This window comes from Lactiplantibacillus paraplantarum, from assembly GCF_003641145.1.
Taxonomy (GTDB): Bacteria; Bacillota; Bacilli; order Lactobacillales; family Lactobacillaceae; genus Lactiplantibacillus; species Lactiplantibacillus paraplantarum.
Genome location: NZ_CP032746.1, coordinates 1 through 17,066, shown reverse-complemented (window position 1 = coordinate 17,066; position 17,066 = coordinate 1). Strand labels below are relative to the sequence as shown.

Genomic DNA, 17,066 nt, shown 5'->3' with positions numbered 1-17,066 from the left:
ATTCACTCCTTATGATTAAGCTTCTGTTCTAATTCTGTTTTACCTTGTTCAGCTGCTTTCAACCAAGTTTCACGTCGCAATTCTTGTTGTTGCTCTATCGATTGTTGCTTTAAATATTGTTGATACCGGTTGATGGCTTTGAAATCTGCATAGGCTGACCAACGGAATAATAAGCCACCCAGCAGTAAAACTAAGGCCATTAGTGCAGTTCCTAAAAAATCGGTATGGTTCGCTGTGAAAAGCTCTTGGTATAAATCCATTAACATGAGGTAAATTCCCATCAAATAGAAGATCATACTAACTAAGGTATCAAAATAGTAAGACAGCTTAGTCCGCCGGGAAGGTGTTGTAAAAGGGTCGGTTCGCATATCCTTTTTGGCTTTTTCCAATAACCAGTGTGCGATTTTTTTCATAACTATTTCTCCCTCCTAGTGGCTACGGAAATAATTTTGAAACATTCTCATGGCACCCATACCAGCACTCTTAGTCACACCGGTTGAAGCCCAAAAGTCTTTAACGGCGTCAGGTGTCTTGACCACCAGAAAACCGAATCCGATTGAAGCAATAAAAGCAATAAACCCGTATTTAGCCATATTAGTGAAACACCATACTGATAATGACATACAAAGCACCTGGCTAATAATGGAGGCATTGTAATAAATATACTTCTTCCACCACGTGCCACTATAATCAAAGCTTTCAGTCGCCATGCTCATTGCAGCTAAAGGAATTGTCAGGTTATACCAAGCCATATCAGCCACAAACACACACATCTTGATAAAGAACACGACGGTTACGACAGTGAAGATTAGCAGAAACAAAATCTGTAAGGGTAGCGAAATGCCAACATCTTTTAGCCCAGGAACTTTATTCATGCCGGTAATTGATTTAGCAGTGAATTTCTGATCAGAACTAAACATATACTTTAGCAGGGGCAAGGTAATTGAACCTTGAATAAAGCCCTGTAAAAACACGAAAACCGGAATCACGGCCGCTGATTTAATCCCGTCCATGATGATATTAGCCCAAGTCACATCGGTACTTTCATCTGCCTCTTTTAGAATTGTCATCACAATGCGGCCAAGGACGACCACAACGACTAACGATGTCGCAAAGGACAGGAAGATGGCATACCACGTTTTAACAATTGGCAAGCTTTGATTGGCTTGGTCAATAATGGCCTTGCAGATGTTGAATAAACCGTCCAACAAACCAGATAATGCCCATTCAAAAAAGTGTGTAATAGCTGATTGAATGATATTTGTCATTTTAAATCCCTCCTTTGTCTATTTGGGAATAAGTGAGACTGTACCAGTATCACTTTTAGCTAGTGTGTTAATTGGTGTTAGTTTATATTTGTCTGATTGCTTCTTAATCTTAAACAGTCGTGTTTCTGTGCTACCTGAAACACTATTTTTACCAATGAACTTAATTTGTTCATTGCCCTTGCTTTCAAGCAACTTGTACTCATACACTTCACTAAATCCCGCTTGGGTAAGTGTTAGATTGCTTTTTGAAAACTTTGCAGTAGCGGCCATACCATTATCTTTGCTAGAAGCAAACGTCCACTGGTGACTTTGCAAATCCTGTGCTGTAGACTTCCCACAAGCGGTAAGACCAACGACAATCAGCAACACCGTCATCACGGCGATTATATATTTCCGATATTTTTTCATTAATATGTCCTCCATTATCCAAGCATTTTCTTATGTCTAGACTCTAATTCTTGATCGATATTATCCTGCAATTTGTCTTCTTCGTCATCGGTTGTTTGATCGTCTTTTTTGGCTTGGTGCTGTGCTTTAACTGTCTGATTCCACTTATCTACCTTATTCTTAAAGTGGGTTTCCTGGCTGGCTTCTGGTTGGCCTTGATACTCATTCTGTGACAAGTTAACCAAATGATCAGCCCCTGGAAATAGTTTAAATTGGAACGCTTTTGTAGCTTTGACTGGTCGCGCATTACTAAAGATTAATAGGCTCTGATCTTCAGGCATACGCATAATTTCATCGGGCGTCATGAGCGAACGGCTCGTATAGCTGTAACTATCGCTCTTGCTATGGCTCTCTTCCTTACTGTGACTAGTACTTTCGCTTCCCGTTTCAACTTTAACAGTTGATTTTCCCAGTAAATCACTGAAATATTTAGCAGTCACGTCATTAGCAGCATTTAAGCAAATCTTAACGGCATGATTACCTAAGATACTTTCGGCCTTATCCTTACCATACAAGGCTTGGAGCTGGGTTAAGGTCTGACAAATGGTCGTCACGCCAATACCGTACCCCCGGCACGTCGCCAGAAATTCTTCGTACTTAGGAAACTTCCCTAAATTGACAAATTCATCAAGAATAAAGTCGACTTGGTGGGGCAATTTAGCGTGATGATTGGCGGCTAATTTGTATAATTCATCAAATAATTGTGAGAAAAACAGATTGATGAAGCTTTCATAAGTATTATCCATGACGGGGATAATCACGTATAGCACCACTTTGTCATTGCCGATCTCTTTTAAATCAAAATCAGAAAAGCTGGTAAAATCAGCCACTTCTTTGTCAACGAATTTCGAGATGGTCGCCAACAGGCTTTCAATAATGCTGGCTTTCATTTCCCCTTTGGCTTTTTTGAACCCTAACTCATAAGCGCGTCTCGCTGGATCAGTCATGGTTAAATCAAGAAACAAGATATCTAACGGACTATCTGCGCCCTTTTCCTCGGCTTCCACATCGTTTTCTTGCAACACTTGGGTCACACCCGCCAAATTCCGTTGTTCTGGTGACCGGTGGTTCATGACAAACAGGATTAAAGCCTTCAAAAGCTGTCTTTGGGTACTAAACCACACATCTTTTTTGCCTTCGGCATTTTCACTCTGAACGATCTTCGTGGCGACGGTTTCAGCTTGAATATCCCGTTGAATATAATCAAAAGGATTGTAGCGATCACTGTGCGCCATGTTGGCAAAGTTGACGACATGTACTTGATAACCCTGGGCTAGTTTGATACCGGCCGTCTTTTCGTATAATTCCCCTTTTGGATCGGTCACGACAATGCTGTTCTCCGTTTCGTTAAACAGGTTGGTAATCACGACTGATTGAGTCTTATACGATCCTGGGCCCCCAACCACAAAGATGTTCCGGTTGGGTTTGGTACTGTTATTTTGGTAAACAATTTGTTTATCCACGATTCCTAAAATTGTCCCATTCATGCGTTTACCTCCAATGCGGTTAGCTTTAGATGACTTTTCTGATTTACTTCTTTTTCATCTGTATTCTGATTAACTGATAAATGAAAGATAAAATGACTGTGATAATTGTAAATACAAAAGTTAGTGTGCTCCCTCCCTGAAATAGGAACAAAACTATCGCAATTAACAACATGATGATCGTAACTATTCGTACTAATAAATCTGGTCTGTTCATGCTTCTTACTCCCTTTCACTTGCCTGTCTTGGATTGTGTTTCTTGTTTTGTTAATGCCTCTAATATTTCTGTTGTGGTGCTCCTGTTAAACGCTGTGGTGAGGTCTTTGGCATTGATACTAAAGTAATGGTCGCTCAACTCTTTTAGATTGCCCCAAGTCGCACTCCCGTGGGTTTCAGTGTCCGCAGTTTCCCAAGCTTTATGCTTGCTGTTCCGTTTCAAGGCAAAATAGACGGTGTATAGTACCACAGCAATACTGACGATAATTAATACCGGGTTCTTTTGACCCAAATACAAGTTGTAATAGTGCCAGGGGTGTAAGACTAACTGCTTTAACACCGTTGGCATATGATCCGCAAAAGTTAGTTTATAGCGGGACAAGGCCATGACTACTCCGGCTAAAATCTCCGCTAAATACAAGCCAATGATTAGCGTTAGTAGATACGGCCAACTAGCTTTAATCACAGCTATGCTTCTATCTTTCATTTCTAATCACCTACGATTCGTTTAATTTGCGACTGCTTGGTACCAACATACCGTTGATTGCCACTGATCAAGGTTGGTACTGACGTTAATTGATATTTTTTAATGTAATGCCGATTCTGCGGTTGGTTCATATTAATCAAAATGATGTTGTGACTGATGACGTTATGCCAATAAATCTGGTGGAAAATAGCTTGGCAATCCGGGCAATCATCGCGATAGAAGAACAACGCTTTTTTAGGATGCTTAGCCAGCGTCACGATTGATCGCTGCTTTTCTACGTGATTGACATATTGATGACCAGCAAACCCGCTAACGGCTAAAACCACCACGATTACCGCTAGGGCTTTACCAACGCGTTTAATTAAGGTCACTGGCTTTAAAACTACTACCTAAATTTTGTACCGCGGTGATTCGATCCGTGGTGGTATCGAAAGTCACTTGATAAAGTACCGTCGCCTTTTGCCAGTCGTTGTCGCCACTCTTACTTTCGTAACTGACAACGGCCAAGCCTTTCATATTTTGCCCCTGCTTACTTTGCGTATACAGGTTCAGTTGATTTAACTTAGCTGAAACACTATTGCTATCACCATACGTGCCCTTATTTGAAAAGTATTGCTGATATAGCTTGTCGGAAATCAAGTCTTTCACGCCATCTTTACGCTGTCCGTAGGTCTTGGGCTTAAAGTTGTTCATGACCTTAAAGAACTTGGTGACTACCGTATTAAAGCTAAGTTCAGCCTGACTTTTGTCTTTATTATTTTGGTAGGTCTTATAACTGTCAATTTGGGTGCTCAATAACTGCTTTTGTTGGTTGGTTTTAGTCAATTGCTGACTAACTTGTCGCTTCTGCTGTTGTAAACGACTAATCTGCTGTTGCGCCTGCTTAACTTGGCTATGTTGATAGGCATTCGCCCCTAATGACATGATTAAGATCAAACTACCAAGTGCAATACTTAAAACCACGCTACGCTTCATTTGCTGGTTCCTCCTTACTTCTTGATTGGCCGGGCTAACGTTACATCGCTACCACTTAGTAAGCTATAAAAAGCGGTGCCAAAGGTGCTTTCGTTAACCTTATCGCCGACGCCACCTTGTTCAATGATTTTGGTGGCTTTGCCTTGCCATTTGCCTAACAGAATGGCGGTATGCCCGTTGTTTCCGGCCCCGGCGCCTTGATTAACGATCACAATATCGCCGGCTTTCGCATCATTTTCACTGATCTGTTTCAAGTATTGATGGCTACCTTTGGCGTCACTGGCCATCGTGCCGGTAAACCAGCCCATGTTATCCGGTACCTTGTAACCAGCCCTATTCAAGGCTAACCAGACAAAGCCCGAACAATCTGTCCCACCGGTTTTGTTAGGCTTCTTTAAATCTCTGCCTAAATCGGGGCTAGGGTGGGTTTGAACATAATAGAAGTCGCCCTTCATACTTTCCGCGTTTTTGACGATACTACCGCCGGAATAGCTCGGGTCACTATCACAACCTAGCTCGGTCAGATTGCCGGAACTCGCATTGTCTAACGTATTACCGGCCACTGGATCACTCGCCCCGAACACGGAATACCAGTGATCGGCATAACCGTATCTTTGGCTTAAATACCATTGTTCCGGGTTCTTACTCATACCCTCATAATCCATTAACCAGGCTTTGGTCGCTTTATGCACGTCCGTATATTTAAAAATCTGCTTGTTTGACGCATAGTAACTACTGTTCAATTCTTGGTCGAGATAGTCCAACTGCACCCCGAGATTGGTTGCTGATTTGTTTTCTTTGTGGGCTAAGTCCTCCAACTTATCTTTTCGGCCACCTAACCACTGGGCTAAGCCCGTGGCCCCGGAACTGGAATTAACGGACTTGGGATCAAGGCGACTTTCTAGTTGTAAGACCCCCAAGATACCGGCGGCCGCTTGTGGGGTGGCACCATACTTTTGCTTCCAGTGCGCATAAATGTTTTTGGCATTTTCCTTCATGCTCTTACTATCTAATTGCGTTTCTGTAGTGGTTGAATTATCACAACTGTTTTCTTGCAATTGACCAGTAAGCGCGGCAATTAGCAAGATGATTAGCAGAAGGGCGCCACCCACAATATAAGCAATCAATTTCCACTTCTTTTTCTTATATTCAAATGACAATACCTGCATTTAATCACCCACTTTGTGCTTGGCCTGATCGACTTGTTTTTGCGCTGCTGATTGGTCACTCTGCGCGTTCTTTAAGTCCGACTTAGCCGAATCCACCTTCTTGTCTTTGTCCTTATCTTTACTGCCATCAATCTTGTTGGCGTCATCTAACTTCTTTTGGGCGTCGCTAACTTCGTTCTTAGCGGCATTGAGACTTAACAAGGCCTTTAAATACTTAGCTTTAGGACTGTTCACGCCGGCTAACTTGGTTTGGACAGTCTGGGCGTCTTGCGTATCATTATGGGCGAGGAAAGCTTGCCCTATTCTCAATAACACATCAGCGTTCGTCGTAAAGGATAATTGGTTATTAAGCGTATTGGTATCATAATTAACAATCGCTTTTTCAAGCTTCAACTGGTCTTTTTGTTTGCTCGTTGCCTGAGTTGGTAACTGCCAATCGGCCACTTGACTGCTATCTTGGTTGGCATAAGCCGCATTAACAACCTTGTTCAACTGACTTGGGTCAACGTTTAAGGCTTGCTGGTACTGACGATGTTTTAAAAAGACACTGACTTGCTTAGTTGCAGGATAGCCGGCCCGTTTCATATCTTTTTGCGCTTCAGACCACTTCTGATCATTTAAAGCGGTCTGAATTTGACCGCTATATTTTAATCGCGTGACCTGGGCTTGGTTCTGGTTAGCTAAGCTTTGATATTGCCGTTCGTCACTTTTATGGACTAAGCCGACGGCCAAAACGGCCACAATCGCCACCCCGGCCACGCTCAACCATAAACGTTGTTTGGTTTTCTGCTGGGCCGTTTCAACTTCCTGCCATTCGTGATAACTCACAAAGTCCTCAATGCCGTTAACCACTTCCGTTAACTCATTTAACGACGTAGCTTTAGCTACTTGTTGTAAATAGTCATCCGGGTGTTTAGCTAGGGCTTCCTTAGGATTGCTTAGTAGCCGTTCATAGGGCGTCCCCGTCAAGCAAAACAGAATCAGTGCTTTGTATTTGGCTAAATTGCTATGTTTGTCATCATAAGGCATAAGTTCATTGGCCCGGTAAGCGTACCAAACATGTTGCATGGGGTAATACCATAGATTAGCTGGGTTTAAGGCAATATGATACTGGCTATCAGCAACCACCTTTTGCGCCATTATTTTCTTGGCAACGGCTGCCCGGATCGCCTTATTTTCCTGCGGTAATTCCTTTAATGATCTGACCTTATCCGGCAAGGTATAAGTTAAAACGACCTTCTGATCTTGCTCAACCACGTTAACCAACTGCAAGAAATTGGCATCAGCTTGCTTTAATTCGTTTAGCTCACTCAACTGGTCGTATCGAAACTGATTGTGATTGAGTTCGAGAATTAACTTGTTCCCTTGTCGCTTGAACGTGCCGACCTCGATATTTAATAGCTGATTTGATTTACTCATTTAAAGTCCCTCCTTCCTCTTCGGTGGTGGTCAAAGCGTCAATTTCACTTGGGGTTAAGACCACGCGCTTTTGATAATTCGGTTGGTTAGCTGTCTCACGGTTGTATTTTTCTTGGTAAGCTTCTGGGTCGATTAGCCGTAGTTCTTCTTCGGTCAACTCGACACGCATAAAGGCGCGTTGGCTACCATAGATCATCAGGGCTTCGCCTTGTCTACGGCGTTCTAGTAGCTTCTTTTCTTTATCCGAGAACGTCATTCTTAACTTAGTAATGACATCATCGACACCTTTACCATCAAGGCCAAAGAATACCTTGGTATAGGAGTTCCCAATAATGGCTTCACCAATGTTCTGCCCGGTATCTGTCGTTCCTTCAATCACATCTTGAATTTGCTGCGTTCCGGCAATCGCCCCAGCATTATACTTTCTAAACCGCTTGTAGGCTTGGTGGAAAAAGGTGGCGGCTGCTTTGTGCAAGGTCAAGAAATGAAATTCATCGACAAACAATTTCTTGCGGCTATGCCGATCTTTGGTAATTTCGTCCCATAGATACTGGAAAGTATTCAGATAGGCGGCTGATTGGACTTCCTGCTCACTTTGTAGCGGTTTTAAATCAAAGGAAATGATTTTCCCTTTTAAGTTAACGTTGGTATGGCCGTCAAATAAACTGTTAGAACCATGGGTATAACTGCCTAAGATGTAGTAGAAGTCTTTGACCCGATTGAATTTGTCGGCGTCCTTATCTGCCAATTTTTCCAACTCGTCATAAACATTGGATAAGGTCGGCCACTGATCGTCTTTAATTTCTTTTAAGCGGCTATATTTCAAAACGCCACTGTTGACGTAAGCTTGTTTAACGACATCATCAAGGATTGCCAGTTCAACTTGGGTAATCCCGGTTTTAAGGACTTCAAAGAACCCCTTTAATCGCTGGATTTTATCTTTAACTAGTAAATCAAGGTTTGTGACCGCTTCATCGGCGCTTAAGATTTCTTCGGAAAAGATTTGTAGCGGGTTAATTTTGTACTTCGCATTAGAAGTTAGGTGCAGGACTGCCCCACCTAGGGCTTCGACAATTTTGGTATATTCATTTTCTGGATCAATAATGTAGAGTTGATAGTCTTGAATGGCGTAGCGTAGGATTTTTTGGATCATATAGGTGGTCTTGCCGACCCCCGAGGTCCCGATAATCACTTGATTTTGATTTAGGGTCTTGTTGCGATCCAGCATATCTACGGCAATTAAGCTGTTGGTATCTTTGTTAACTCCTTCAATATCGCTTCTCGGCTTTAAGTCCAGAATTTCAGCGTCATCAAAAGGAAACATGCTGCTGGCGACTTCGGTATTACTCTCTTTATAGGTGTAATCCCCCATGAGGTTCTCGTTAATTGGCATGGTTGACCAAAATGCTTGGAAAGTCGCTTTAACGGGCACTAAGGGCTTCATTTGTAGTTTAATCAACGTATTCTTAACGCTTTCGGTTAAGTCATCTAATTCTGCTAAACTGTTGGCCCGCAGATAAATAAGCATATGTTGGTACACAAATGTGGTAGAATTATCAAGGTATTTATCTAGTTGCATGTTGGCTGAATCAATATAATTTTGCAGAATCTTCTTTTTATACGGGTCGAACGTATTTAACTTCTGCGCTTCCTTATTTTGAATCGTCTTCTTGTAATAGGTAATCATTGAATTATTACTGGCGCTGTCGATATATTGCACAATATCGATAACGCCTTTTTTGCGCTTCAATTCTGACAACCAGTTGCCATACACCCGCTTGGGATAGTCAGCAATCGCTAACACCCGAATAAAATTCTCGCCCGACTGGACGTAGGTGGGGTACTGTTCCCAGCTAAACGGGAATAGTGAATGCAAGCTATCGCGATCAATCAGCTTGGTAAAGTCTTCAACCTCCGCTTTGGGCTTACTACCCGTTTGGCCGCTGTCGCCTTGATGTCTTTCTTTTTTAGTTGGCATAAATAAATCAATGACCTTATCACCAAAACTCATCCTGTTTCCCCCTATCCATTAAAATTGATTAAGTTCTTTAAAATCTCTTGGACTTCCTGACTAGTCAAAACTTTGGCCGTCACATCAAAGTCCGTTAACGCATTTTCAATATCCCGTTTAACCTGTTCGATCTTTTCGTCTAAATGAGTGACCGCTAGGTTTAAGCTCTTAACACTTTTGTCTTTAATTGGCACCTTAACGATTAGCAGATGTTGCTTAGTTGTCATGTTTTTGGATTCTTGGACTTTAGTAAAGTGATCCAAGTAACTGGCTATGAGCTGGATTTTGAACTGTTGCTCCGGGTGGCCTTTTTGTAAGGCGAGATACCGCCGTTTGAGACCATTGAGATAAGCCGTCATATTGACGGGAATCGTCGGTTCTAAGAACTGTAACGTGTCATCAACGCCTTCACCTAAGGTACTCATGAGAAACGCACCATAGTCCTCAAAAACGTCCTGTTGTTCGGTTTCATTAAGTAGATCAAGGTTGATCCCACTAACTTCCAAAATGCCAACGAGATTACCGGTTTTGGTAACTTCGTAATTACCATACATACCCACCACCAAGCTCATGTCATCAATGGTCTCTTTGCCACCATTGATTTTAGGCGGTTGATAATCCCAATCTAGCTTGGCTGTTTTATTGGCGGTTTTGCTCTTCTTCAAACGCATTTAGTTCACCTCGCTTCTTCGGTTTTAAATAAAACAGTTTCTGACCATTGGCATAGCGGCGTTTCAACTTAAAGTTATCCCGCACTTTAATATTCTTCCGCGCCGCAACTGGCCTAATTGTTAAAATAGCCATGACAATCGTCATGGCTAAGACAACAATCACTATTTTTATCAGGACTAAGATCAGACCATAGGGTGGGATCGCAATAAAAATTAAGCCCACTAGTCCTGCCAGCGCCGCATAGCCAAAATCCTTCAAGGTGTAGTCTTTCCAGATCCCGTAATCTTTATCTACGTTCTCTGGGAAGATAAATTCTTTCCCTTTCTTCATTTGGCAGGCTCCTTTTTAAATTAAGTGAATAGGCTGTAAACCCAAGGTAATAGCCAGATAATGGCTGCCGCTAAGGCCACTAAACCAGCCACCCGACCAACCGCGTGATAAACTTCAGATTTCTCTCGCGGATCGTCTGCGTCAGGCATTCTTTTGATAATAATAAATAGCGCCACACAAATCCCGACTAAAACGACCAACCCGGTTAAAATACCTTGAATTGTCTTACCAGCTTGGGTGAGCTTACTTTTAACTTCGCCACCGTCCGCCGCCAAAACAACCTGAGCGTTCATCAATCCCAAGTAAATTGTGGTGGCTCCAGTAGTTGCTAACGCTTTTACTTTGTTGAACTTCATGTTATTCCTCCTTCCCGTCTTCCTGTGACCGTAATTGAACCGATTCTGCCTGCGTTTCTTCTGGCTCACGCTGATAGAATTTATCCAATTGTTCCTCGGCAATTTGCTGGCTTGGTAATGGGTCAGTAGCTAAATTAACGCGGCCATTTTCACTCGTGGCTAAGTAATACTCCTTTTCTGACTGACCTAGCTCTTGGGTCTCTAAGACATGCACATTATGTTCATAACGGCCTAAGGCGTTATCAACTTCTAAGCCATAGAAGCCTAAGAAACCTTCTAAGAAGCTCTCACCAAAAAAGGTCATTTCGTTTTTGATCTGCTTATATTGATGGGTCGGTTTATCACTTACCAATTTTTCGGTCTTTTTAGCATTTTGACTGTCTTGATGGCGATTAAACCAGCCCCTAAGTTTTAATGGCGGAGTTTTTAGCTGACGTTTAATGGTCTTCTTAATCATTGCTTGCCGAACTTCATCGATTGGCTGGCCGTCTTGATCTAAAATTGCTTGTAACTGTTTTGGATCAGTCAATGCTTGGTCATCATCAACCACAATCGCCTTTTGATTATCATGAACTAGCTTGCCATTAATGCCTTGCCAGCTTTCTACTTTCATTGGATCACCTCCTTATGTTGTTTGTTGGGTTAGAAATATTAAACAACTAGCTTTCCCCTAACCCGCCCGGTAAAATGGATTATTAGGAGGGTGACACCTAGAAGGCGTATTTCTAGGTGCTAATCCCCGTTAGCAACTTCACTGCTTACGAGGACGCCCTCTTTTTTTATGTGGTTTTTAACCCACTCTATCCCTTCATCAGATATTAATTTATTGGTACCTGAACCAAGCAAAAATTGATCAGGGAACTCTGGATGTCGTTTGATCCAGTTGCTGACATAATTTCGGCCACGCCCCAGCTTATGATTAGCTTGCGTTAGGCTGTACCATTCCTGATTGCCTGTCACATGTAAGTTCTCCTTTCTTAATTTAGTCATAGTTTAGCACTAAAAGGTGTAACTTACACCATTTATTTTTTTTACATTTAGGTTACAAGTGCCTGCCCCCATCTTCATGCCGGTTTCGAGTTTGGTGTTGCCGTTGCTTTTTCGTCATTTCCCACTCAGTCTCTTTTAAGCCACGTAATTGCTGCTTTCTTAGATAGTCTGTGTTCTTCGCATATAAAATGGCTATTAAGGCTTCGTCCAAAATATTAGTCAGGTAGTTTTTCGGGCTAGTTGGGTAATAATTGATTGCTTGATAGTCCTTAATTTGGTCTTGCTTATATTGATCAAACCGCGTTGTCTGTTGTTTCAAACGGGCTTGCACAGTTTCAATTTGTTTGTTATCCAACTTAGGATCTTGGCCACATTCGCCGATAAACAGTTGCCGGGTGCCATCATGTTTTAAGACCCGTTGTAATCGGTGGTTCTGAATATCTTTTAATTCCATTTTACCTAACAGGTAATTCAAACCGGCTTGGTGTTGCTGACTAGTAAAGACTACCGGTGGCTGCTGTTGCAATTGACTAAGATCATTGGCGCTTAATGGCTTTAATTCTGGATCATAGTAAACCACAGCGGTATAGATTTGCTCCTTGTCAATCGTCTCTAGCTTATCGAGGTCACTGTCCGGAAAAGCAGTCGTTAGAATGCTGTCGTATTGGGTTTGCACCACGGCTTTAACTTCCCGAATGACCCGTAAATCTTTGACCGCTTTAGAAATGAATTCGAGTTCGCTTGGTTGATAAGCGGCTAGTATGCCCCGATCAGTAGGCTTCAAATCGTCTAACTGGTGACCATGTTTGGCTAGTACCGTGGTTAATTGCTTCTCAATTGTTTGGGCCTGCTGATTAACTAACTGCCAGCTGGTATATGGCCGCTTGGTAAACGTCAATAATTGCTGGGTTAATAAGTCACTTCGAATATCCGCTAACCGTTCTGCCAATTCGCTACCCTTAAAAATCGTTTGTTCACTATTAGTTTCTTTAATCAGTTCCCGTCGTTCAGCTGCGGTTGTCTGTTCAAAATTAAGTTCCGGATAAAGCTTTTTCGTTGCTCGTTCCACCACTTTATTTAACAACTGGTTAGCTTGTGCTAGTGATGTCGTTTGCTGGTCAATAGTCAGTAGTTGTTTGGCTACATTTTCACCAATGGCATGTTTGATTAATAAGCTGTTTTTCCAATTAAACAGCATGCGCTGTTTATCATCTAAATGTTCTAAATCGACATAGGCTTTCAATTGCTGACTTAGGTGGCTAATGGTGTGCTTTTCGGAAAATGATAGCTCGTCAGTTAATGCGTCAAAATGTTCATGATTTCGGATCTTTTCATTAAGATTATGATACTTAGCTTGAGCGTTTCTTTGCGCGCTAACTTGTTGATTAAATGCTTTTCGATTTTTTCTTTGGCTGTTAATGCCTTCGTGTTGGGTAGGTGTCTCTTGAATCCCTTGATCGACAAACGATTTTTCACTAATCCGATCCGGAATATTTTTTTGTGCTAAGAACTGATTAACACTCAATGCCCAATTTTTTCGCCACTCATTAATTTTTTCCTTTTTATCCCAATCAACCAACCAAATTTTTCTTTGTTTTGGAAACCCGCTTTTGGTTAAAAGTTGCTTGCCATTTTCATCTTTAATGTACTGCGTCTTTGCTTTTAATCCCCAACTACCATCGGGGTTAAATGGGCGATTGGTTAACATCACATGTGCATGCGGATTGTCTGGGTGATCGCGATGAATTGCTACGTCAGCTACCATACCTTGATCGACAAAACTTTCTTGCACATATTTTGTCAGTAATTCTTTCTGTTCGGATTCACTTAATTCTACCGGTAAAGCTACGTTAAATTCTTTTGCATACCGTGAGTTTGATTTACGATCGTTCTTTTCAACTTCATTCCATAATTGTTCTCGATCACTGGCCCATTCTGGTGAATTTTTGGGGGTTAAAATAAAGCTTTCTGGAATTACCGATCGGGCATAGAAATACCGGCGACCTTCTTTATCATCAAATAATTTTTCACCACTTCGATAAGCCGCACTGGCAATCGCACTTCGTCCTTTACCAGCACTAATATTACTAAAACTAATATGAAATATTGCCATGTTAGTCACCTCTTTACTTTGATTCTATGGGCTTGACTTTGTTGTCGCCATCGGCGACTTCTAATACAGGATTTTTGGGATTATCACAACATAGAATTCATTCTATGTGTAAGTGCGCATTGACCTCGTTTCACTCGGTCTGATGATTACCCTAATTTTAATTTAGTGTATGCCTTAAGCTTCGCTATTTCAACTTTTATCCTTTGACTTAACGTTTCCTATATGATATAGTTTCGGTGATTATTTCTAATATGATTGGAGGGATCGTTATGTCTCAAAGTAACTTAGAAAAACAAGAAGCTAAATTAAAAGCCCTTAATCAAAAAATTAAGGACGAAAAAAATAAGATTGAACAACGGCTAGGTAAACAAATCATCAGTCAAGCCAGTTTAGATTATGCTAATTTGTCTAACGATCAGATTAAGCTTTTAGCCAAGCAATTTTCTGAATTTTTAAAGGTAAAGTCCGTAGATCATTAGCCATACGAGATGGGGAAATTCCATGTCTAATCAATATGAAAAACTAGTCGAGCAGCAAGCGCGTTTAAAACAAAAAATTGAGCGGAAAGATTTTAAATTACGGCAATCTAAATACTATGAAAATCGGCAAGCACGAAAAGCCCATTCTCGCCGATTAATTCAAAAAGGGGCTTTATTAGAAAAGTACTTTCAAGCTAATAACCTCTAGGTCGAACAAACCGAAGAACTTTTAAAAACATTTGCTGACTATGTTAACGCCCATAAACCGGATAAATTAAAAAACGATCAACCTAATAACTAGGCCGATCGTTTTTATTTTCAGGATTGTTTTTTGGCTTAATTTCTGGATTGTGTTTAGCAAAGTCTTTTAACTGTTTTTGAATTCTTTGTGTAAGCTCTGCTTTACTTTCTTTGTGCTTCCTTTTACTTGATCGCTGTTGAATTATCTTTTGATCCTTACCTCTTCTTTTTGATTTTAGGTCAAGCGTAAAATCTGAAATTTTATTTTGATCTAGCTTACTTAAATGACCGATTTCTTTAAAGTTTAAACCGGCTTTGGGAAAGCGATAAATATTACCAAGATCGACCCAGGAAGGTTTCTTCAACCCAGCGGATTGCCAATCTTGAATCGGATAATATTGTTGCTTGATATAAGCCGACTTCTTTTCATACTGACTAGTAATTTTAAAAGCCTCGACCGTCTGTTCTGATACCCGACGAATTAAAACTGGTCGAGACTTGCCACCGTTAGTTTCTACAAAACTAACGTATAGGCTGACTAAGTCATTAGTCCTCATCTGGATCGTTGAGCCAATCAGCGACCTCTTTAGCGTCTTTGAACTCGGTGACTGGTGTCCCTTCGGTCGCCTTTAAAAAGCGTAAATTAGCTCTTTCTTCTTCGCTTAAAGACGCATTAAAAGGTAAAGCACCATTAGCAACAATCCGCTTGTAAAACATGTTAATGGCCGTGGTTGGATTTAAGCCCAATTCGCTTAAAACTGCTTCGGTATCATCGGCCAAATCTTTATCAATCTTGACTTGGACCCGTTTCTTTTCCTTAACTGCCATGATTGTCTCATCTCCTTTCTTTTACTACTACCATTATACTATCTTTTGAGTACCTCATCAATAGATAAAGCCCTGGCCTCAAATCACTTGAGCTTGGCGTTGATCTAAAGGCTGAACTTTTGAGCTGGTTAGCTCTGGCACTCATTTAAAAGCCCCTATTCTTCTGTTTAAGCCATTTAAATCTAACTTAAGTATAAAGAGGTTAGTAAGTCTTAAAGCCGCTTAGAAAGGATTTTGTAGCCTTTTAGGACTAGTAGTACAACCCACTGTTATCGTTGTCGGCCGACTTTTCTTCTTCGGGGTGTTTGGCCGCATATTCTCTAGCCGCTTGTTTATTCCACCAAATCCCAAATAGGTTTTGCATGGTGCCGTATAAGTAGTTCTCCACGTTCTTGATATGCTTCTCATTGCTTCTTAGGGCGTTAAAGTAGCGTCTTAAGGCTTTAGTCATCAAAGGTTTTAGTGCTTCGTCGTCAAGCGGGATTATGACGCCAATATCTTGATGATCCTTTTCAACTCGGTACTTAGCATTTAAGATAATGCCAATGAAGCGCCGCATTTGTTGCGGGGTTCGACACCATAAGCTAAGTAATTGCACAGCTTCTGGTTCTAAGAAAACCGGTAAGCCAGTATCTTCATCAGTTAAGAAGTCATTAGCATGATTTATGAGATCATGGTTTTGCTTTTCGATTTCATCTGGTGAGAAATGTGCTGTGGAAAAGTTCAACTTTTGAGTATCTATATTGTATCTGTTTTTGTCTCTTTCTTTAGGTTCTCTATATAGATTAAGTCCATTTTTTGAACTTCCGCTCGTAGCAAGGGTTTGAGAGCTGGTGTCAACGAACTTATGCGGAAGTTCATTTTTTGAACTTCCGCTTGTAGCAAGGGTTTCAACGGTCTCCCGCGGAAGTTCATTTTTTGAACTTCCGCTCGTAGCAAGGGTTTGAGAGCTTTTTTGACCAAATTCGCCGCGTAAATAGACATCGGTTGCTTTCACATCGAGCTTGGACAGATATAAGCGATTCGGTTCATTTTTCTTAGTTTTCGGGTTAAAGCCCATTTGTTTCTGAACGAGTAATCCGATTGATTCCAGCTCTGCTTTTATTTTGATGACTTTTCCCTTTGAACAATTGAACAAGTCCATTAGTTCTTGATTGGTAAAGATAAAGTAGACGTGTCCTTCACTATCAACCCAGTTATTGCGCAAAGAATACTCTAATCGGTCTTTTAGTACCATATAGGCTAATTTAGCGTCATTGCTTAAATGCTTGTATTGCTCGCCATACATTAATACCTTAGGGAACTGGAAAAATAAGGCTCCATATACGTTATCTGCTTCATAGTAATTAAAATTTGTTGATTTTGTCATAATAAAAACTCCCTTTCTTGACTGACACACGCTGTCTCAAAAGAGAGTTGCTAAAACATTCGACTTGCATTACAATACAAATCTGATATGCTCTAACTGAATTACAAAGCCTCACGGCTAAATGATTGCTTTGTAATTTACCAGCATGTGTCTGTTTGTGAGTTGCCGACTGGGCAACTTTTTTAAGTTCTAACAACAAAAAATGGACTAAAT

19 protein-coding genes and 2 pseudogenes are annotated in these 17,066 nt (G+C 41.1%); 2 read left to right on the top strand and 19 right to left on the bottom strand.

From position 1 onward, the window contains the following. Positions 1–2 precede the first annotated feature (2 nt). The 16 genes and pseudogenes from LP667_RS15825 to mobQ all read right to left on the bottom strand — a co-directional run bounded on the left by LP667_RS15825 (position 3) and on the right by mobQ (position 13,937). Positions 3–413, bottom strand: a complete 411-nt coding sequence (locus LP667_RS15825; RefSeq protein WP_003679895.1) for a hypothetical protein — start codon at positions 411–413, stop codon at positions 3–5. Positions 414–428: 15 nt separating this feature from the next. Beyond that, positions 429–1,268 (bottom strand): conjugal transfer protein TrbL family protein, encoded by an 840-nt coding sequence (locus tag LP667_RS15820; RefSeq protein ID WP_007745070.1) that lies wholly within the window; start codon positions 1,266–1,268, stop codon positions 429–431. A gap of 18 nt (positions 1,269–1,286) precedes the next feature. After that, complete coding sequence (locus LP667_RS15815; protein WP_056988740.1) at positions 1,287–1,676, bottom strand: hypothetical protein; 390 nt, start codon at positions 1,674–1,676, stop codon at positions 1,287–1,289. A 14-nt stretch (positions 1,677–1,690) separates the two neighbouring features. Then, on the bottom strand, positions 1,691–3,202 hold the full coding sequence (locus LP667_RS15810) for a VirD4-like conjugal transfer protein, CD1115 family (RefSeq protein WP_056988738.1): 1,512 nt from the start codon (positions 3,200–3,202) through the stop codon (positions 1,691–1,693). A gap of 229 nt (positions 3,203–3,431) precedes the next feature. Next, positions 3,432–3,902 (bottom strand): hypothetical protein, encoded by a 471-nt coding sequence (locus tag LP667_RS15800; RefSeq protein ID WP_056988736.1) that lies wholly within the window; start codon positions 3,900–3,902, stop codon positions 3,432–3,434. 2 nt (positions 3,903–3,904) lie between these two features. Next, positions 3,905–4,273, bottom strand: a complete 369-nt coding sequence (locus LP667_RS15795; protein ID WP_056988734.1) for a hypothetical protein — start codon at positions 4,271–4,273, stop codon at positions 3,905–3,907. Further along, complete coding sequence (locus LP667_RS15790; protein ID WP_121018952.1) at positions 4,260–4,877, bottom strand: hypothetical protein; 618 nt, start codon at positions 4,875–4,877, stop codon at positions 4,260–4,262. Before LP667_RS15790 ends, LP667_RS15795 begins: the two co-directional genes overlap by 14 nt. Before the next feature lie 14 nt (positions 4,878–4,891). Further along, positions 4,892–6,046, bottom strand: a complete 1,155-nt coding sequence (locus LP667_RS15785) for a phage tail tip lysozyme (RefSeq protein WP_056988837.1) — start codon at positions 6,044–6,046, stop codon at positions 4,892–4,894. Then, the gene (locus tag LP667_RS15780; RefSeq protein ID WP_121018951.1) at positions 6,047–7,465 is read right to left on the bottom strand and encodes a type VII secretion protein EssB/YukC; all 1,419 of its coding nucleotides are present in this window, start codon (positions 7,463–7,465) and stop codon (positions 6,047–6,049) included. Beyond that, positions 7,458–9,476, bottom strand: coding sequence for a VirB4 family type IV secretion system protein (locus tag LP667_RS15775; RefSeq protein ID WP_121018950.1), 2,019 nt, complete (start codon positions 9,474–9,476; stop codon positions 7,458–7,460). The genes LP667_RS15780 and LP667_RS15775 overlap by 8 nt, the downstream gene beginning before the upstream one ends. A gap of 11 nt (positions 9,477–9,487) precedes the next feature. After that, complete coding sequence (trsD, locus tag LP667_RS15770) at positions 9,488–10,147, bottom strand: TrsD/TraD family conjugative transfer protein (RefSeq protein WP_003712726.1); 660 nt, start codon at positions 10,145–10,147, stop codon at positions 9,488–9,490. Further along, positions 10,116–10,478, bottom strand: coding sequence for a hypothetical protein (locus tag LP667_RS15765; RefSeq protein ID WP_014216295.1), 363 nt, complete (start codon positions 10,476–10,478; stop codon positions 10,116–10,118). Before LP667_RS15765 ends, trsD begins: the two co-directional genes overlap by 32 nt. Before the next feature lie 20 nt (positions 10,479–10,498). Next, positions 10,499–10,834 carry a CagC family type IV secretion system protein gene (locus tag LP667_RS15760; protein ID WP_056988726.1) on the bottom strand — a complete coding sequence of 112 codons (336 nt, stop codon included), beginning with the start codon at positions 10,832–10,834 and terminating at the stop codon, positions 10,499–10,501. A 1-nt stretch (position 10,835) separates the two neighbouring features. Then, on the bottom strand, positions 10,836–11,447 hold the full coding sequence (locus LP667_RS15755) for a hypothetical protein (protein WP_056988728.1): 612 nt from the start codon (positions 11,445–11,447) through the stop codon (positions 10,836–10,838). A 38-nt stretch (positions 11,448–11,485) separates the two neighbouring features. Then, positions 11,486–11,824: pseudogene (locus tag LP667_RS15750) on the bottom strand (hypothetical protein). Positions 11,825–11,876: 52 nt separating this feature from the next. Further along, the gene (gene mobQ, locus LP667_RS15745) at positions 11,877–13,937 is read right to left on the bottom strand and encodes a MobQ family relaxase (protein WP_056988730.1); all 2,061 of its coding nucleotides are present in this window, start codon (positions 13,935–13,937) and stop codon (positions 11,877–11,879) included. A 251-nt stretch (positions 13,938–14,188) separates the two neighbouring features. On the opposite strand from mobQ, the gene LP667_RS15740 reads away from it, so the two are divergent. Next, complete coding sequence (locus LP667_RS15740) at positions 14,189–14,416, top strand: hypothetical protein (RefSeq protein WP_161792473.1); 228 nt, start codon at positions 14,189–14,191, stop codon at positions 14,414–14,416. 22 nt (positions 14,417–14,438) lie between these two features. Beyond that, positions 14,439–14,717 (top strand): annotated as a pseudogene (locus LP667_RS15735) (hypothetical protein). On the opposite strand, the gene LP667_RS16820 reads toward LP667_RS15735, so the two are convergent. From LP667_RS16820 to LP667_RS15720, 3 genes are all read right to left on the bottom strand, one after another. Then, on the bottom strand, positions 14,707–15,213 hold the full coding sequence (locus tag LP667_RS16820) for a hypothetical protein (protein WP_162985040.1): 507 nt from the start codon (positions 15,211–15,213) through the stop codon (positions 14,707–14,709). The pseudogene LP667_RS15735 and the gene LP667_RS16820 sit on opposite strands and share 11 nt — an antisense overlap. Further along, the gene (locus tag LP667_RS15725) at positions 15,203–15,484 is read right to left on the bottom strand and encodes a type II toxin-antitoxin system RelB/DinJ family antitoxin (protein WP_002819873.1); all 282 of its coding nucleotides are present in this window, start codon (positions 15,482–15,484) and stop codon (positions 15,203–15,205) included. Before LP667_RS15725 ends, LP667_RS16820 begins: the two co-directional genes overlap by 11 nt. A gap of 250 nt (positions 15,485–15,734) precedes the next feature. Then, positions 15,735–16,853 (bottom strand): replication initiator protein A, encoded by a 1,119-nt coding sequence (locus LP667_RS15720; protein ID WP_121018949.1) that lies wholly within the window; start codon positions 16,851–16,853, stop codon positions 15,735–15,737. Positions 16,854–17,066 lie beyond the last annotated feature (213 nt).

Excerpts from the sequence above, each read along its gene's own strand:
- LP667_RS15825 (WP_003679895.1), bottom strand. The coding sequence starts at position 413 with ATGAAAAAAATCGCACACTGGTTATTGGAAAAAGCCAAAAAGGATATG.
- LP667_RS15820 (WP_007745070.1), bottom strand. The coding sequence starts at position 1,268 with ATGACAAATATCATTCAATCAGCTATTACACACTTTTTTGAATGGGCA.
- LP667_RS15815 (WP_056988740.1), bottom strand. The coding sequence starts at position 1,676 with ATGAAAAAATATCGGAAATATATAATCGCCGTGATGACGGTGTTGCTG.
- LP667_RS15810 (WP_056988738.1), bottom strand. The coding sequence starts at position 3,202 with ATGAATGGGACAATTTTAGGAATCGTGGATAAACAAATTGTTTACCAA.
- LP667_RS15800 (WP_056988736.1), bottom strand. The coding sequence starts at position 3,902 with ATGAAAGATAGAAGCATAGCTGTGATTAAAGCTAGTTGGCCGTATCTA.
- LP667_RS15790 (WP_121018952.1), bottom strand. The coding sequence starts at position 4,877 with ATGAAGCGTAGCGTGGTTTTAAGTATTGCACTTGGTAGTTTGATCTTA.
- LP667_RS15785 (WP_056988837.1), bottom strand. The coding sequence starts at position 6,046 with ATGCAGGTATTGTCATTTGAATATAAGAAAAAGAAGTGGAAATTGATT.
- LP667_RS15780 (WP_121018951.1), bottom strand. The coding sequence starts at position 7,465 with ATGAGTAAATCAAATCAGCTATTAAATATCGAGGTCGGCACGTTCAAG.
- LP667_RS15775 (WP_121018950.1), bottom strand. The coding sequence starts at position 9,476 with ATGAGTTTTGGTGATAAGGTCATTGATTTATTTATGCCAACTAAAAAA.
- trsD (WP_003712726.1), bottom strand. The coding sequence starts at position 10,147 with ATGCGTTTGAAGAAGAGCAAAACCGCCAATAAAACAGCCAAGCTAGAT.
- LP667_RS15765 (WP_014216295.1), bottom strand. The coding sequence starts at position 10,478 with ATGAAGAAAGGGAAAGAATTTATCTTCCCAGAGAACGTAGATAAAGAT.
- LP667_RS15760 (WP_056988726.1), bottom strand. The coding sequence starts at position 10,834 with ATGAAGTTCAACAAAGTAAAAGCGTTAGCAACTACTGGAGCCACCACA.
- LP667_RS15755 (WP_056988728.1), bottom strand. The coding sequence starts at position 11,447 with ATGAAAGTAGAAAGCTGGCAAGGCATTAATGGCAAGCTAGTTCATGAT.
- mobQ (WP_056988730.1), bottom strand. The coding sequence starts at position 13,937 with ATGGCAATATTTCATATTAGTTTTAGTAATATTAGTGCTGGTAAAGGA.
- LP667_RS15740 (WP_161792473.1), top strand. The coding sequence starts at position 14,189 with ATGATTGGAGGGATCGTTATGTCTCAAAGTAACTTAGAAAAACAAGAA.
- LP667_RS16820 (WP_162985040.1), bottom strand. The coding sequence starts at position 15,213 with ATGAGGACTAATGACTTAGTCAGCCTATACGTTAGTTTTGTAGAAACT.
- LP667_RS15725 (WP_002819873.1), bottom strand. The coding sequence starts at position 15,484 with ATGGCAGTTAAGGAAAAGAAACGGGTCCAAGTCAAGATTGATAAAGAT.
- LP667_RS15720 (WP_121018949.1), bottom strand. The coding sequence starts at position 16,853 with ATGACAAAATCAACAAATTTTAATTACTATGAAGCAGATAACGTATAT.